General features: G+C 45.2%; 18 protein-coding genes and 1 other RNA gene. 14 read left to right on the top strand and 5 right to left on the bottom strand.

Features of this window, described 5'->3' with window-relative positions; genetic code table 11:
* Nucleotides 1-41 precede the first annotated feature (41 nt).
* On the bottom strand, nucleotides 42-350 hold the full coding sequence (locus B5G33_RS12030) for a hypothetical protein (RefSeq protein WP_087417819.1): 309 nt from the start codon (nucleotides 348-350) through the stop codon (nucleotides 42-44).
* A 23-nt stretch (nucleotides 351-373) separates the two neighbouring features.
* Nucleotides 374-640 carry a hypothetical protein gene (locus tag B5G33_RS12025; RefSeq protein WP_087417818.1) on the bottom strand — a complete coding sequence of 89 codons (267 nt, stop codon included), beginning with the start codon at nucleotides 638-640 and terminating at the stop codon, nucleotides 374-376.
* Between the two features lie 928 nt (nucleotides 641-1,568).
* Here B5G33_RS12025 and tadA point away from each other — a divergent pair.
* Nucleotides 1,569-2,051, top strand: a complete 483-nt coding sequence (tadA, locus tag B5G33_RS12020) for a tRNA adenosine(34) deaminase TadA (protein ID WP_087272715.1) — start codon at nucleotides 1,569-1,571, stop codon at nucleotides 2,049-2,051.
* Nucleotides 2,052-2,053: 2 nt separating this feature from the next.
* Entirely contained in the window at nucleotides 2,054-2,908 is an 855-nt protein-coding gene (locus tag B5G33_RS12015) for a homocysteine S-methyltransferase family protein (RefSeq protein WP_087272654.1), read from the top strand.
* Here B5G33_RS12015 and B5G33_RS12010 read toward each other — a convergent pair.
* Together B5G33_RS12010 and ffs are read right to left on the bottom strand one after the other, a co-directional pair.
* Entirely contained in the window at nucleotides 2,903-3,529 is a 627-nt protein-coding gene (locus tag B5G33_RS12010) for a DedA family protein (RefSeq protein WP_087417817.1), read from the bottom strand. The genes B5G33_RS12015 and B5G33_RS12010 overlap by 6 nt on opposite strands.
* Nucleotides 3,530-3,591: 62 nt before the next feature.
* An RNA gene (ffs, locus tag B5G33_RS12005) (signal recognition particle sRNA large type) lies at nucleotides 3,592-3,854 on the bottom strand.
* Nucleotides 3,855-4,016: 162 nt separating this feature from the next.
* Between ffs and B5G33_RS12000 the strand changes: the two genes are divergently transcribed.
* The 9 genes from B5G33_RS12000 (at nucleotide 4,017) to B5G33_RS11965 (ending at nucleotide 11,587) form a co-directional block, all read left to right on the top strand.
* Nucleotides 4,017-5,096 carry a 6-phosphofructokinase gene (locus tag B5G33_RS12000; RefSeq protein ID WP_087272660.1) on the top strand — a complete coding sequence of 360 codons (1,080 nt, stop codon included), beginning with the start codon at nucleotides 4,017-4,019 and terminating at the stop codon, nucleotides 5,094-5,096.
* Nucleotides 5,097-5,135: 39 nt separating this feature from the next.
* Nucleotides 5,136-6,785, top strand: coding sequence for a DNA polymerase III subunit gamma/tau (dnaX, locus tag B5G33_RS11995; RefSeq protein ID WP_087417816.1), 1,650 nt, complete (start codon nucleotides 5,136-5,138; stop codon nucleotides 6,783-6,785).
* 14 nt (nucleotides 6,786-6,799) lie between these two features.
* On the top strand, nucleotides 6,800-7,147 hold the full coding sequence (locus B5G33_RS11990; RefSeq protein ID WP_087272665.1) for a YbaB/EbfC family nucleoid-associated protein: 348 nt from the start codon (nucleotides 6,800-6,802) through the stop codon (nucleotides 7,145-7,147).
* A gap of 57 nt (nucleotides 7,148-7,204) precedes the next feature.
* Nucleotides 7,205-7,804, top strand: a complete 600-nt coding sequence (recR, locus tag B5G33_RS11985) for a recombination mediator RecR (protein WP_087272668.1) — start codon at nucleotides 7,205-7,207, stop codon at nucleotides 7,802-7,804.
* Nucleotides 7,805-7,823: 19 nt separating this feature from the next.
* Nucleotides 7,824-8,912, top strand: a complete 1,089-nt coding sequence (locus B5G33_RS11980) for a LacI family DNA-binding transcriptional regulator (RefSeq protein ID WP_087272672.1) — start codon at nucleotides 7,824-7,826, stop codon at nucleotides 8,910-8,912.
* Nucleotides 8,890-9,051 (top strand): dihydrofolate reductase, encoded by a 162-nt coding sequence (locus B5G33_RS21685; RefSeq protein ID WP_140403144.1) that lies wholly within the window; start codon nucleotides 8,890-8,892, stop codon nucleotides 9,049-9,051. Before B5G33_RS11980 ends, B5G33_RS21685 begins: the two co-directional genes overlap by 23 nt.
* A gap of 94 nt (nucleotides 9,052-9,145) precedes the next feature.
* Nucleotides 9,146-9,799 (top strand): fructose-6-phosphate aldolase, encoded by a 654-nt coding sequence (gene fsa, locus B5G33_RS11975; RefSeq protein ID WP_087272675.1) that lies wholly within the window; start codon nucleotides 9,146-9,148, stop codon nucleotides 9,797-9,799.
* Nucleotides 9,800-9,821: 22 nt separating this feature from the next.
* Nucleotides 9,822-10,661 (top strand): transketolase, encoded by an 840-nt coding sequence (locus tag B5G33_RS11970; RefSeq protein ID WP_087272678.1) that lies wholly within the window; start codon nucleotides 9,822-9,824, stop codon nucleotides 10,659-10,661.
* Nucleotides 10,649-11,587, top strand: coding sequence for a transketolase family protein (locus tag B5G33_RS11965; RefSeq protein WP_087272681.1), 939 nt, complete (start codon nucleotides 10,649-10,651; stop codon nucleotides 11,585-11,587). Before B5G33_RS11970 ends, B5G33_RS11965 begins: the two co-directional genes overlap by 13 nt.
* An 86-nt stretch (nucleotides 11,588-11,673) precedes the next feature.
* On the opposite strand, the gene yyaC is transcribed toward B5G33_RS11965, so the two are convergent.
* Nucleotides 11,674-12,234: a spore protease YyaC gene (gene yyaC / locus B5G33_RS11960; RefSeq protein ID WP_087272718.1), complete on the bottom strand. Its 561-nt coding sequence runs from the start codon at nucleotides 12,232-12,234 to the stop codon at nucleotides 11,674-11,676.
* Between the two features lie 187 nt (nucleotides 12,235-12,421).
* Between yyaC and B5G33_RS11955 the strand changes: the two genes are divergently transcribed.
* The 3 genes from B5G33_RS11955 to B5G33_RS11945 all read left to right on the top strand — a co-directional run bounded on the left by B5G33_RS11955 (nucleotide 12,422) and on the right by B5G33_RS11945 (nucleotide 15,630).
* Nucleotides 12,422-13,615 carry a LysM peptidoglycan-binding domain-containing protein gene (locus B5G33_RS11955; protein ID WP_087417815.1) on the top strand — a complete coding sequence of 398 codons (1,194 nt, stop codon included), beginning with the start codon at nucleotides 12,422-12,424 and terminating at the stop codon, nucleotides 13,613-13,615.
* An 89-nt stretch (nucleotides 13,616-13,704) separates the two neighbouring features.
* A complete protein-coding gene (locus tag B5G33_RS11950; protein ID WP_087417814.1) occupies nucleotides 13,705-14,898 on the top strand; it encodes a DUF5711 family protein in 1,194 nt (397 codons plus the stop codon).
* Nucleotides 14,899-14,931: 33 nt separating this feature from the next.
* Nucleotides 14,932-15,630, top strand: coding sequence for a CvpA family protein (locus B5G33_RS11945; protein ID WP_087417813.1), 699 nt, complete (start codon nucleotides 14,932-14,934; stop codon nucleotides 15,628-15,630).
* Nucleotides 15,631-15,920 lie beyond the last annotated feature (290 nt).

Below are 15,920 nucleotides of genomic sequence, written 5' to 3'. Positions count from 1 at the left end.
TTACCTCCTGCCACCATTCATCACTCTCTTGCCTGGAGAAGTCAAGTCCTGATCTCCGTAACTTTCCGGTTTTCCCGGTACCATTTGGTGCGGCAATAGTCTGAGCAGAACAGCGCTCCCCGCCGCTTTGTTTCCGGCAATGGTTTATGGCAATAGCGGCAGAGCGGGGCGTTCTGCTTTTCCGCCTTAGTCTTCCGCGCCCCACTGGCCGCAAACCCTTTGCGCTGGCAGATGGATTTTACGGTATTGGGGGATAGTCCTAACTCCCGGCCGATAAAGCTGTAAGGGTAATTTTCTTTCCGCAATGCGGCGATCTGTTCTAACTGTTGTTCTGTCATGGTTCTCCTCATATTTATGGTGCTCCTTTCTTTTATTAGGGCGTCCGGAAAAGACCGCCCCTTAAAGCCGTCCCGGCGCACTGGTTAGGGGTGGATTCCCTGGAAACAGGGAGAGAGCCGTTTCCCAAAAAACTTACGGTCGGCGCAGTTTGCGGACGCTTCTTGGCTTTGTTCTCTTCCCGATACGTCAGGCGGTCGGTCATAGGCTTCTTGCTACTTACCGCTCTTTTCTTTCTGCCGATGGGTGCATTTATAAACCTGGCAGCTCCGCTGCTTATGCTGATATTGCTATTTTGTACCATATGTACACATTCCTTTCTGTGATTAACCTGCCCTGATTAAAGCACATTTTACAGATATGGCAAGGGCTTTTTTGGGCTACATTTGGGGCGATCGGACGCTTAAGCGCAAAAAATAACAGGGGTGAAAAATCTGGCATTTTGCAGGCGAGTGGGATGGAATAAACTTGAAAATATTTTATTTTAATGCTCGAATAATGGGTTGGGGATATTTTTCTCCCTACTAGATATAAGACAGAATGGAAGATTTTGAGTCTGGATCTGTTGGATATTTTCTCCAACTTCATAAAAAAGGACGCACCCGTAGGTGCGTCAGCATGACAGTATGTCTATTTATCACTACTGCCTAGCCACCAACAACTACCCAGCAGCCATGCGACGGACAGAGTAACCGCTGTAGCGGTACCCATTGCTGGCGCTGACGCCGCCCGAATAGAGACTCAAGTAATAAGCGTAGCTTGACGAATACGGAGTAGATGACCAATAATCACCGCCTGATCCTGCAGCGTAGAGCGAGCTATAGTCGAGGTAGCCGCCGCGCAGAAGGTAGTGATTAAGTAAGATGGTCACAATTATATAAATGGTGCAAAATTTGTCGTCCGTATCACCCACAATGAAAATTAGCGCAAATATGTCATAATATGATATACTTTAGTAAGTGGCGTTAGTGATATCCATAGACGACGTCACAACACAGAAAACTGTCCTCAGGGATTCGTTCCCCGGGGACTTTTTAATTTTGTGGAGAAGTTTTCGTCGCTGGGTTATTTTACTGCTTTGCAGTGCTGAGGCGGTTGACTTGCCCATGGGAATCCTTTACAATGAGTCAAAGACCCTCGCGGCAGCCGCCAAATGGACATGCCTGCATGTCCGCCTGGCTCATTGTCCGCGGGAATAAAATAATAAGAGCAGGAGGCAGAGACAAGTGGCACTGACAGCAGATGAAAAGTATATGAAAGAGGCAAAAAAACAGGCTATGAAGGCCTATGCTCTTGGAGAGGTTCCTATAGGCTGCGTGATTGTCTATGAAGATAAGATCATTGCCAGAGGATATAACCGCAGAAACACGGACAAAAATACTCTTTCTCATGCAGAACTAAATGCTATCCGAAAGGCCAGCAGAAAGCTGGGGGACTGGAGGCTGGAAGGCTGTACTTTGTATGTAACTCTGGAGCCTTGTCAGATGTGCGCAGGTGCCATTGTCCAGGCAAGGATAGACCGGGTAGTCATTGCTGCTATGAATCCAAAAGCAGGCTGCGCAGGCTCTGTGCTGAACCTGCTTGAAATGGAAGGGTTTAATCATAAAGTCCAGGTGACCAGAGGGGTTCTTGAGGAAGAGTGCGGTGGAATGCTTTCCGGCTTTTTCCGGGAACTGAGAGAGAAGAGAAAAAAGCAGAAGGAAAGAGAGGAATAGAAATGACAAAACAGGAATTTCAGGAACTGGTAAATAAGGGAACTGTGTTGCTGGACGGAGCTACAGGCTCCAATCTGATGAGAGCCGGTATGCCCAGAGGTGTGTGTACAGAACAGTGGATATGCGAGAATCCAGAGCCTCTTTCAGAGCTGCAGAGGGCTTATAAAGAGGCTGGCTCCCAGATTGTCTATGCGCCTACATTTTCTGCCAACAGGATCAGCCTGACAAATCATGGACTCCAGGATAAAGTGAAAGAGCTGAATACCAGACTGATAGAAATTTCCAGGAAAGCAGTGGGGACAGATTGTCTGGTAGCAGGAGACCTTACCACAACAGGGCAGCAGGAAGTTTCCTATGAAGAATTGCTGGAGGCTTATAAAGAGCAGATAGAAGCCCAGCTGGCAGCAGGCGCAGACCTGCTGGTAGCAGAGACCATGCTGGGAGAGACAGAACCCATGGCTGTGCTGGACGCGGCAGCATCCCTGTGCGACCTGCCGGTAATGTGCACCCTTACAGTAGAGTCAGACGGCAGTCTGTTTTTTGGGGGAAATATATATGATGCAGCCAGAGCGCTGGCAGATATGGGTGCAGATGCTGTGGGAATCAACTGTTCCACAGGGCCGGATCAGCTTCTGGCAGTGGCAGAGAACCTGAGAAAGGCCATAGATATTCCTTTGATCATAAAACCAAACGCAGGAATGCCGATAATCGACGCCCAGGGCTGCCCGGTATATTCTATGAATGCAGGGGATTTTTCCCTTCACATGAAAAAACTGGTGGAAGCAGGGGCAGATATTGTAGGAGGATGCTGCGGAACCACTCCGGAGTATATTAGGAAACTTAAAGAGCTTTTATGACTTGGATGAGTGGGAGGATATGTATTTTCTGATGAGGAGAAGAAGCAGGATGAGACAGGATACGCCCAGGACAATTTTGGCGGCCTGGGTATAACTGCCGAAATATTCTACTGCTTTCTGCCAGGAAGAGCCGGCGGCGGCTCCTGCACAGATCAGAACTACATTCCAGAGAAAGCTGCCCAGTAAAGTCATCCAGAGAAACCTTCCAAAAGCCATGCCCGCCATTCCAGCCGGAACAGAGATCAGACTGCGGACAATAGGGATAAAGCGGCAGAGGAATACGGTATAATTCCCTTTGCTGTCAAACCAGTCTGCGGCTTTTTGAAGGTCAGATTTTTTTAGATGCAGTATTCTTCCGGCCTGGCCGGAAAGAAAGGCATCCAGCCTTTCGGGAGATAAAAGACGGCCTGCCTGGTAGAGGATAATTGCCCCGCCTACACTTCCGGCAGTGGCAGAGAGAACGGCTCCAGGTATGGCCATTTTGGTATATGTAGTCATAAATCCTCCGAAAGTAAGAATGACTTCTGAAGGGATAGGAGGAAAAAGATTTTCTGCCAGAATTAAAAGGGCCATGCCCAGGTATCCATAATTGTTCATAATCTCCAGTATCCATTTTTCCATAAATAAAAAACCTGTTTTTTACTATACTATGCAGTAAAAAACAGGTTATTCGTCTTTTTTTACCGTGCACCGCCCTTCGAGACTCTCCCATGGACGTTACCTCTACAGTTAACTCGGCCCAGGCACCCTCACGGCACACAGAAGGTTCTGCTTAGTGCTGCTGCATTCCTGCCCTGACACGGTTCACAGATTCCTGTTGCGTAAGACCCAAACGTCAACGCCACTTATAGAGGGCAGCTCCACAGAAAGAAACCCCTCGGTTTGGCATCACCCCTGCTGTAGCGGATTGCAGGTACAGGGCACCGCTATCTCCCCGGCTGCACGGTGTTTACAGTATAGCGGTTTTTAAATGGCTTGTCAACATAACATTCAGCAAAATTTTTTTGTTGAGCCCCCTGGGAAAATATAATATAATAGGTTTAGCTGAGGGGATAAAGTATAGTTTTATCCGCTGTGCAGATACTAATAAAGATGGGATGTGGAAAAAATGAAAAGAATCGGTTTGCTTACAAGCGGCGGTGACTGCCAGGCATTAAATGCCACCATGCGAGGCGTTGTAAAGGGTCTCAGCACCAATCTGGAAGAACTGGAAGTTTATGGTTTTGACGATGGCTATAAGGGCCTGATCTATGGCAACTACAGAATGCTGTCATCTAAGGACTTTTCAGGGATACTCACCAGGGGCGGCACTATTCTGGGAACTTCCCGCCAGCCTTTTAAGCTTATGCGGGTTCCTGATGAGAGAGGCCTTGACAAAGTAGAGGCTATGAAACAGACTTATCATAAGCTGCGTCTGGACTGTCTGGTCATCCTGGGAGGAAACGGAACGCAGAAAACAGCCAATCTGCTGAGAGAAGAAGGATTGAATATTATCCATCTGCCAAAGACCATTGACAACGATATCTGGGGCACAGATATGACTTTCGGGTTCCAGAGTGCTGTAAACATTGCTACAGATGTTATCGACTGTATTCACACAACGGCGGCATCCCACAGCCGTGTGTTCATTGTGGAGATCATGGGACATAAAGTGGGATGGGTAACTCTTCACGCAGGTATCGCAGGAGGAGCCGATATTATCCTGATTCCGGAAATCCCTTATGACATCGACAAAGTTGTAGAGGCCATCAATAAGAGAAATAAAGCCGGAAAAGGCTTTACCATCCTGGCGGTGGCAGAGGGAGCAGTTTCCAAAGAAGATGCAAAGCTTTCCAAAAAAGAGCTGAAGAAAAAACAGGAAGAAGACAAAAAGAAATATCCCTCTGTAGCCTATAAACTGGAAGATGAGCTTCAGAAGAAATTAAATCTGGATATCCGTATTACCATTCCAGGACATACTCAGAGAGGCGGAAGCCCCTGCCCATACGACAGAGTTCTTTCTACCAGACTGGGCTCTGAGGCAGCCAAGCTGATCCTTAATGACCAGTATGGATATATGGTGGGAATTGTCAACGGCAAGGTAAAGAAAGTGCCTCTGGAAGAATGCGCCGGAAAGTTAAAGATGGTTTCTCCAGATGAGCAGCTTGTACAGGATGCAAAGCGTATCGGCATCAGCTTTGGTGACTAAGCTTTTACATAATCACAGGCAGCAAAAAGGAGAATTTACATGAGCTATACTGCTCTTTACCGAAAGTTCCGTCCTCAGAACTTTGAAGATGTTAAGGGACAGGAACACATTGTGACAACATTGAAGAACCAGATCAAAGCTGACAGAATCGGTCATGCTTATCTTTTCTGCGGGACACGGGGAACCGGAAAGACCACTATCGCAAAGATACTGGCCAGAGCGGTGAACTGTGAACATCCCGTAGACGGAAGTCCCTGCAATGAATGCCCTGCCTGCCGGGCAATCAATGCAGGCACTTCTATGAATGTGATAGAAATCGACGCTGCTTCTAACAACGGTGTGGATAATATCAGAGAAATCCGGGAAGAAGTGGCTTACCGCCCTGCCCAGGGACGCTATAAAGTATACATCATAGACGAGGTTCATATGTTATCAACAGGAGCTTTTAATGCCCTGCTGAAAACACTGGAGGAACCTCCTTCTTATGTAATCTTCATTTTGGCTACTACAGAGGCCCACAAGATTCCCATCACCATTCTTTCCAGGTGTCAGAGATATGACTTTAAGCGTATTACTGTAGAAACCATAGCAGACCGGCTTATGGAGCTGATGGAGAAGGAAGGAAACGATGTAGAGGAAAAGGCAATCCGCTATATCGCCAAGGCAGCTGACGGCTCCATGCGTGATGCCCTGTCTCTTTTGGACCAGTGCATCGCTTTTTACCTGGGGGAGAAGCTGACTTATGAAAAGGTCCTGGAGAATCTGGGAGCTGTGGATACAGAGGTGTTCAGCAGACTGCTGAGGGAAATTCTGGCCCAGCATACTTCTCAGGCTATAGGAATACTGGAGGACCTGATCATAAAAGGACGGGAGCTGGGACAGTTTGTTACGGATTTTATCTGGTATCTCAGGAATCTGCTTCTTATTTCTGCCTCAGATAATCCTGAAGAGGCAGTAGATGTATCCAGGGAAAATCTGGAACGGATGAAAGAAGAAGTCCAGATGGTGGATACGGAGACCCTTATGCGGTATATCCGGGTATTTTCCCAGTTGTCTAATGAACTTCGCTATGCTTCCCAGAAAAGGGTACTGGTGGAGATTGCTCTGATAAAGCTGTGCCAGCCGGTGATGGAGACTAATCTGGACTCTCTCTTCGACAGGGTCCGGGTACTGGAAGAAAAACTCAGCGACCCCGGACTTTTTGCCTCAGTGCAGAACCGGGGAGGGGAAGGCAGAGACAGAAGATATGAGGAGGCAGGAAACCTTAGTCAGGAGCTCAAAGGAGAAGAGATTCCCCCGGAAAAGAAGCCGGCTAAGGCAGCGCCGGAGGATCTGCAGTATGTAAAGAAAAACTGGAACTCTATTATCAGAGAGACGAAAGGGCTTTTTCAGCAGATGCTCCTGGAATCCACTCCCAAATATGACGGAAATACCGGGGCGCCGGTTTTGTATGTGGAATTCCGGAATTTTCTGGCTCAGACATGTATTGACAATCCGGAAAATCTGCAGGTACTGAAACAGGCCATACAGAAAAAGATCGGGAAAGATCTGGAAGTGAAGATGGTCCTGAAAAAAGACGAGCCGGGAGCCGGAGGAGGAAATCTGGCAGATATCTCTGTAGATGAGATGCTCCGGCAGAATATCCATATGGATGTCACTGTGGAAAATATAGAAGATGATGAAGATTAGGAGGAAATAACAGAATGGCAAAAAGAGGAGGATTTCCTGGAGGCATGATGCCGGGAAACATGAATAATTTAATGAAGCAGGCCCAGAAGATGCAGCGGCAGATGGAAGAAAATCAGAAGGCCCTTGAGGAAAAGGAATTTACTGCTGCAGCAGGCGGCGGAGCCGTAGAAGTTACGATTTCCGGTAAAAAAGAAGTGACAAAGGTGAAGCTGGCAGAAGAAGTGGTAGATCCAGACGATATCGAGATGCTGGAAGACCTGATCATGGCGGCAACTAATGAAGCTCTCCGTAAAGTAGAGGAAGAGTCTGCGGCAGTTATGTCTAAGCTGACAGGAGGCCTGGGCGGCGGATTTCCTTTCTAAATTTGTACAACACTGCCGGAATTCCCGGATTTGTACGAAAGTAAAGGAGAGAATAAGTTGGAGTATTACAGCAGTCATATTAATAAGTTAATAGAAGAATTTTCCAGATTGCCGGGCATTGGTGCAAAATCTGCACAGCGCCTGGCCTTCCACGTTTTAAATATGCCAAAAGACCAGGTGGAAAGCCTGGCCAGGTCCATTATAGATGCAAAGGAAAATGTACAGTACTGTAAGTGCTGCTATACCCTTACAGACCAGGAAATCTGCCCCATCTGCAGCAATCCCAAGAGAGATAAAAAGGTGATCATGGTGGTGGAGAATACCAGGGACCTGGCGGCCTATGAAAAAACAGGAAAGTTTGATGGGGTGTACCATGTGCTCCACGGGGCTATATCCCCCATGCTTGGCATTGGTCCAGATGACATTAAACTAAAGGAACTGATGGAGCGGATTTCCCAGCAGGATGTGGAAGAGGTGATCATTGCTACCAATTCCAGCCTGGAGGGAGAGACTACAGCTATGTATATCAGTAAGCTTCTGAAGCCTGCAGGTATTAAGGTGACCAGGATTGCCAGCGGGGTGCCGGTAGGAGGAGATTTGGAATATATTGATGAGGTAACACTTCTCAGAGCCCTGGAGGGAAGAGTGGAACTGTAGAAAGGGTGAGAAGGCCAAAATGAGAAAAAAGGTAACTTCCACAGACATTGCCAAAGCGGCGGGAGTATCCCAGGCTACAGTGTCTATGGTGCTGAACAAAAAGTATAATGTATCCTTTTCACGGGAAACTGTGGAAAAGGTAGAACAGGCGGCCAGAGAGCTGGGCTATGTACTGCCTAAAAGGCGGGGAACAAAAAACAGCAAAAACAGCCGGCTGATCGTTGTCTTCTGCCCTACTTTGACAAATCCTTACTATGTAATGCTGCTCCAGGGAATTGAGACAGTGGCAAAGGAGAAGGGATATGGGGTCTTTACCTGCAACACCCAGAGGGAACTGAAAATAGAGGAACAGTACCTGCGGATGATGCCCGGCGTGGCTCCGGCAGGAATCATCTATACCTGTAATCCCAGCTATGCCTTTATGGACCAGGTAGAGGAACTTGCAGAAAAGATTCCCCTTGTGATCATCAGCAACCGGGAGAGAGTAAAGGTAGACGCCATAAACCAGGACAATACCAAGGTAGGAAGTCTCATGGCAAGACATCTGCTCAATCTGGGACACAGAAAGGTAGCCTTTATTGCGCCGCCCCTTACCAAGAGACAGCAGCAGCGCTCCAGACGAGTAGAAGGCTTTGTGAAAGAGTATGAGAAGGAAGGACTTACGGATTCTGTGATCATTAAGGCGGCAGATGATATCTGGGATGAAGTCCTGCCCAGCATAGATTCAGAGTACCGTATCGGCTATAACCTCACCAGGGAACTGCTTTCTGAGCGCAGAGATATAACGGCTATTGCAGGTCTTAATGACATGATTGCTTTTGGGATCATTGACGCTCTTCAGGAAGAAAAGCTGAAAGTGCCGGGAGATGTATCTGTCATCGGCTGTGACAATATTATTTTTTCCAGAATGTCTCACATGTCTCTGACAACCATCGAGCATTTTGTGCCTCTGAAGGGAAGAGATGCCTGCGACATCATCATGCGGAAAATAGAGTCTGCCCGGAATGCATATTCAGAAAACCAGCCTACCAGCATCTATCATATTGAGTATCAGCCTAAGTTGATCGTCCGGAAAACAACCGGATATGCCAGGCAGAAAAATAAATAAATTAAATGAAATAGAAAAAAATATTAATAATAAATATATGCAGATGGGTAGAAAAACCTTGGAAACAATAGGAGGCCCTCCTTTGAAACTGAGAAATGTATTAATAAAACAGAACTATATTAATAATTTTACATATTAATAACAGAAACACCTCTTGCAGAGAATTAGTTTAAGGCGTAAACTATATTCAAGAACAAATAAATCGCCAAGAGCGTAAACGGAGGTAAAGAATTATGAAGTTTTTTATTGACACAGCCAAGGTTGAGGACATCAGAAAAGCAAATGATATGGGAATTATCTGCGGTGTTACAACAAATCCATCACTGATTGCAAAAGAAGGCCGTGACTTCAATGAAGTTATTAAAGAGATCACATCTATTGTAGACGGACCTATCAGCGGCGAGGTAAAGGCTACTACCACAGACGCAGAAGGCATGATCAAAGAGGGCCGTGAGATTGCAGCTATCCATCCGAATATGGTAGTAAAAATCCCAATGACTACAGAGGGATTAAAGGCTGTGAAGGTACTGGCTTCAGAAGGAATCAAGACAAACGTAACATTGATTTTTACAGCAAATCAGGCGCTGCTGGCTGCCAGAGCAGGAGCAACCTATGTATCTCCGTTTTTAGGAAGACTGGATGATATTTCTACAGACGGTGTAGAACTTATTGAGACTATCGCAGACATCTTCGCAGTAGCAGATATTTCTACAGAAATCATTGCTGCCAGCGTTCGCCATCCGGTTCACGTAACACAGTGTGCTCTTGCAGGAGCGGATATTGCCACAGTTCCTTACAAAGTACTGGAGCAGATGACACATCACCCATTGACAGACGCAGGTATTGAGAAATTTAAAAAGGATTATATCGCAGTATTTGGGGAATAATCAAATTTCAGGAGGAAAATAAATGAACAAGTTAGAACTTCAGAAGACAGCTAACGAAATCCGCAAGGGCATCGTTACAGCTGTACATTCTGCAAAAGCGGGACATCCCGGCGGGTCTTTATCCGCAGCAGACTTATTTACTTACTTATATTTTGAAGAGATGAATATTGATCCCAAGGATCCGAAAAAAGCAGATAGAGACCGGTTCGTTCTTTCCAAAGGCCATACAGCTCCTGGTTTATATTCTACTCTTGCATACAGAGGCTATTTTCCTGTAGAGGATTTGAAGACTCTCCGTCATCTGGGTTCCTATCTTCAGGGACATCCGGATATGAAACACATTCCCGGAGTGGATATGTCCAGCGGTTCTTTAGGACAGGGAATCTCTGCGGCAGTAGGGATGGCTTTAGGCGCTAAGCTGGACGGTGATTCTTACAGAGTGTATACTCTCCTGGGAGATGGAGAAATCGAAGAAGGCCAGGTTTGGGAGGCTGCTATGTTTGCAGGCCACAGAAAACTGGACAACCTGGTTGTGATCGTAGATAATAACGGGCTGCAGATTGATGGTAAAATTGAGGACGTATGCTCCCCATATCCTATTGATAAAAAATTCGAAGCATTTAACTTCCATGTGATCAATGTTGCCGATGGCAATGATTTTGACCAGCTGAAAGCAGCTTTTGATGAAGCTAAGACCGTAAAGGGAATGCCTACAGCCATTGTCATGAAGACTGTAAAAGGAAAAGGCGTATCCTTCATGGAAAACGAAGTAGATTGGCATGGAAAAGCTCCTAACGACGAGCAGTATGAAACAGCAATGGCAGATTTGGAAAAGGCAGGTGAAGCATTATGTCAGAAGTAAAGAAAATCGCTACAAGAGAGAGCTATGGAAACGCCCTGGTAGAGCTGGGCAAGAAATATGAGAATCTGGTAGTTCTGGATGCAGACCTGGCAGGTGCTACAAAAACTGGTACCTTTAAGAAAGCTTTTCCAGAACGCCATATTGACTGTGGTATCGCAGAATCTAATATGATGGGAATTGCAGCAGGACTTTCTACAACAGGAAAAGTTCCTTTTGCAAGTACCTTTGCTATGTTTGCAGCAGGACGTGCTTATGAGCAGGTTCGTAACTCTATCGGCTATCCTCATTTAAATGTGAAGATCGGAGCTACTCACGCAGGAATTTCTGTAGGTGAGGACGGAGCTACTCATCAGTGTAATGAAGACATTGCTTTAATGCGCACAATCCCAGGAATGGTAATCCTGAATCCGTCTGATGATGTAGAAGCAAAGGCTGCAGTGGAAGCTGCATATAACCATCAGGGACCAGTATATCTTCGCTTCGGAAGACTTGCAGTACCGGTGATCAACGACAAACCGGATTACAAGTTTGAGATTGGAAAAGGAATTGTCCTGAGAGAAGGCAAAGACGTTACAATCTTCGCTACAGGATTATGTGTAAATGAGGCACTGGTTGCAGCAGAAAAACTGGCTGCTGATGGCGTAGATGCAAAGGTTATCAATATCCATACCATCAAACCTCTTGATGAGGAACTGGTGGTGAAAGCTGCACAGGAGACAGGCAAAGTTGTTACAGTAGAGGAACATTCTGTTATCGGCGGCCTGGGCGGTGCAGTTGCAGAAGTTCTCGCTGAGAAAGCACCTACAAAGATGCTGCGCATTGGTATCAACGATGTGTTCGGCGAATCCGGCCCGGCTGTACAGCTTCTGGCAAAATACGGAATCGATGCAGAAGGCATCTATGAAAAGGTTAAAGCTTTTGTATAAAAGAAAATAGAAAAAATAGCAGAAAAGGAGCCGCTTCATTAAACAGAGAAGGAAAAATTCCCGTCCTGTTTAGTGGAGCGGCTTTTTTATGTCTGGACGCTGATCCTGGCAGTTCCATAGAAGTAACGGCGGTAGGCCAGGAGGATTCCAAAGACAATGGCGTCTGCCATGCGGACTACTGTAGACAGCTTTGTGGTCTGAAGATTAAAATGGTCAAAATTTCCGGCGGAATTTACTATGCCGGTTATGGAGATATCTCCTACGGGAGGCAGCTTTTTCTTGACGCCCAGCCCCGGCTCCAGGGCACCTCTGGAAATAGTGAGGCATCCTGTGTGTTTTCTGGTTCCCAAAGAGGCGTCAACAGCGATCACCAGGCTGTCCGGGTGGCGCAGATTAATTTCTTCAATGGTCTCCCTGAGATTCAGGGCATGGACTGGATTGGATAAAGTCCCATACACATATGCAGAGGACAGTCCCTGCCGGGACAGACTGTGACCCACCAGAGGACCTAAGCTGTCACCAGTGATCCTGTCGCTGCCGATACAGACAAAAACCAGTTCCCGGAAGTTCTCCTCATAAGAAGAAAGAAAATCAAAGAGAATAGCGCCAAGTTTGATGCCGGCCCCATTATTTTCAATGTAATACATAGAATCTTTTTTTATGGACATAGGAATCTAACCTTTCTGAAACCAATTTCATGCTTTTATTCTGTCCGTTTTTCATTTCCTTATCCCTGTAAATTTTGTCGTTAAAAAAATTAGTTTCCCTGCTGAATCTGATAAATTTCGCAGAAAGAATGTGCTATCCTTTTCATCAAAAAGGGGTGAATATTACATGATAGAAATTGTCTATGAAAAGGAAAAACAAAAGTCTGAGGGGAACGAAAGCTTTTTCCGTATTCCCAATAACATACGCCAGATAGGAGAAGTGGGAGGAACACAGAAAATCTATATAGAAGATTATGCGTATACTTATCTTTGTAGAATCTCATCTGAGAATTTATCCAGAGGAATAGGAGCCATATTGCTGGGACAGGCCAACTGGAAAGAGGGAGTTTCCTACCTGTTTGTTAAAAGTGCAGTGGCCCTTCCTGATATGGAAGTCAGTGAAGAACATCTGGAGTTTACACAGGAAATCTGGAATCATGTATACGAAAAGAACAAAGAGTATTTTCCGGACCAGGAAGTGGTAGGCTGGTTCCTGTCGATTCCAGGATGCTCTATGGAGCTTCATCAGGTTATCTGTCAGACCCACCTGGACCATTTTGGAGGCAGTGATAAGATTCTGTTTGTCATGGAGCCTCTGGAAAAAGAGGAGGCATTTTACCGTTATGAAGAAGGACGGATGTCCAGGCAGAGCGGATTTTATGTTTACTATGAAAAAAATGAGCCCATGCATAACTTTCTTATTGCTCAGAATCAGAAGATGGAGAAAAAAAGCGAGGAGGTAGATGACTCTGCAGTACACAGCTTTCGAAAGAAAGTAGAAAAAAATACTCAGCAGGAAAAGTCCAAGACAGGATTCCCAGTAATGAAAGCTGCGGGAATCTGCGCAGCAGTAGCTGTGCTGGCAGTGGGAGTGCTGTATTTGAACGACTACCAGAAACTTCAAAGCACCAGAGAGGTTCTTGCGGATATTGACCAGGAAAATCAGGGGACTGTCCAGGAAGAGACAACACCGGTAAACGGAAATGTCACCAGGGAAAATGAAGAAATTGATAAAGAAAACAGCGCCAGTGGAGAATCGGAACAGAATACTGCAGAAGATGATACCATATCCCAAGAAGAGGAGACTGACCAGACACAGGAGGAAAGTGACCAGATGCAGGAGACAGAGACTGGGGAGGAGAGCTCTTCTCAGGCATCTGTTGAGATTCATCCTTCCTATACTATTCAGCAGGGAGATACCATAACAAAAATCAGCATAAAAACTTATGGAAGCACAGAAAAGGTCAGGGAAATCTGCGAATTAAATAATCTGTCAGTAAATGACCTTATCTATCCGGGACAAAAAATTTTACTCCCGTAAACTTTTGTGTTATACTAACTCTGAATCGACACCATGGAAATCTAGTAAGAGTATGGAAAAGTATAGATGATACACTAGGGAAGAAATGTATGAATATTAAAAATATTTTGAATTTTAGAAGGGAAGATTCGGAAGAAAATAAGCTTTGGGATTTTTGGTATTTTCTGAAGACAAGACGTCCGAAAAAATCGGTGGTAATTCTGACAGCGGTGCTCATTGCTGTTATAGCAGGGATTTTTATCGTTTTTAATCATGTAGATGAGAATTATGATGTGCTTTCCACAATGGAAAATGAGGATACACAGTCTTCGGAGTATATAGAATTTGGTGACAACCTGCTGAAATACGGAAATGAAAGTGTTTCTCTTTTGTCCCAATCAGGAGATACCCTATGGGACCAGTCGTATGATATGAGCGATCCGGTCTCCAGTATCAGAGGCGATATGGCGGCTATCTATGACAGACGGGGCACCTCCATGTATATAATTGAAGCAGATGGTCCTGTTGGGCCGGTAACAACGGATTTTCCTATTGTGAAGGCAGAGGTGACGGAGAGCGGTTCCGTAGCCGCTATCCTGGAGGATGGAGAAAGAACCTGGATAAACTATTATGCATCTGATGGCAGCCTCATAGTAGAAAACCAGACACGAATGGAAAATAATGGATATCCCCTGGATCTGGCGGTTTCACCAGATGGTACGATTATCGGAGTCAGCTATCTTTTGGTGGAATCTGGAGAAATTTCAACCCAGGTGGTTTTTTATAACTTTGGACAGGCAGGCCAGGGACAGGTAGATAATGTAGTTGCAGAATTTACATATGAAGATACATTGGTTCCAGATTTGGTATATTTCAGTGACGGTACCTGTGTGGCTTTCAGAGATGACGGATTTTCTGTTTTCCAGGGAGGAGATACCCCAGAGGAAAGAGAAAGTATAGAAATAGATACCCAGCTGATCAGCCTTTTTTATAATGAAGAGTATTTTGGAATTGTCACCGATGGAGAAGAGCAGGGAAACTCATACTTTATGACTTTATATGATTCTTCGGGCAGAGAAAAGTGTTCACAGGGATTTGATATGGATTATCAAAGCATTTCCATCAGCGGAGAGAAGATTATTCTTAGCAGCGGTACACAGGTAGAAATGTATAACTTCAACGGAAGACTGAAGTTCCGGGGAGACTTTTTAGAAGGAACTGTGAAAAATCTGTTCCAGATGTCCAGGAACCGTTATCTGCTGATCTCTGATGAAGGAGTCCATATGATCCGTTTGGCATGGTAGCAGAAGACAGACACGAAAGACAGGTGAAGATATATGAATTGGTTGGCTATTGTAATACTGGCAATTCCTGTTGCTTATATTTTCAGTGGAGTACAGAGAGGAATGGTCCGTACAGGGTTTTCATTTCTTTCAGTTATCCTGACACTGATCCTGAGCTTTGCTCTGAATCCTCAGATCACAGAGTATGTTCGGGAGAAGACGCCGGTCTATGATGTGATCCAGAAAAACTGCCAGGAGAGTATTTCCAGGACTACAGAAGAAAAACTCAGTGAAGAAGCAGACACAGGAGAGCAGAATCAGTATATTCAGGGACTTCCTCTTCCGGAAAATGTAAAGGAAATTCTTATAGAGAATAATAACGCGCAGGGATATCAGCATTTCCTGGTAGAAACTTTCTCAGAATATATTTCTCATAGTATAGCTACAATTATCGTCAGCATAATCGGGATGCTTCTGACCTTTCTGATAATAAGCATTGTCCTTCATATAGTTGGCGGAATCCTGAACGGAATCTTTTCCCTTCCCGTCCTGAATCTGCTGAACCGAGCAGGAGGGGTTGTGCTGGGAGCTGCTCAGGGAATCTTTGTAGTATGGATTGTTTTTCTGGTATTGTCTCTGTTCTGGGATACTTCATGGGCTCAGAGCGGTGTGACTATGATAAAAGAAAACTCTATGACCAGTTATTTATATGAACACAATCTGCTTGCTGAACTTTTATCAGGACTATTATAAAAGGAAGTCAGGGATGCATATCATAAAGATGTGGGCCCTGACTTTTTTATCAAGTTGATGATGGTTTTCTGCTTCTTTGCCAGTAGGATTTTAGCCTGTGATCAGGGGGATATGTCTTGAAAAAGAAAAAAATAAAAAAAGTTATTGAAAGTTGTTGACAAATGGAAAATGCTGTGGTATTCTAACATAGCTGTCGGCGAGAGCGGTGCTCTCAGGAACTTCTGAAAATCTTGAAAAAAGAAATTTTCAAGAAAATGAAAAAAGTTCTTGACAAGCCAGAAAAGATGTGA

This window comes from Blautia sp. An81, from assembly GCF_002161285.1.
Lineage (GTDB): Bacteria > Bacillota > Clostridia > Lachnospirales > Lachnospiraceae > Blautia > Blautia ornithocaccae.
The sequence above is the reverse complement of the archived record's forward strand: the minus strand, read 5'-3'. Positions and strand labels throughout refer to the sequence as shown.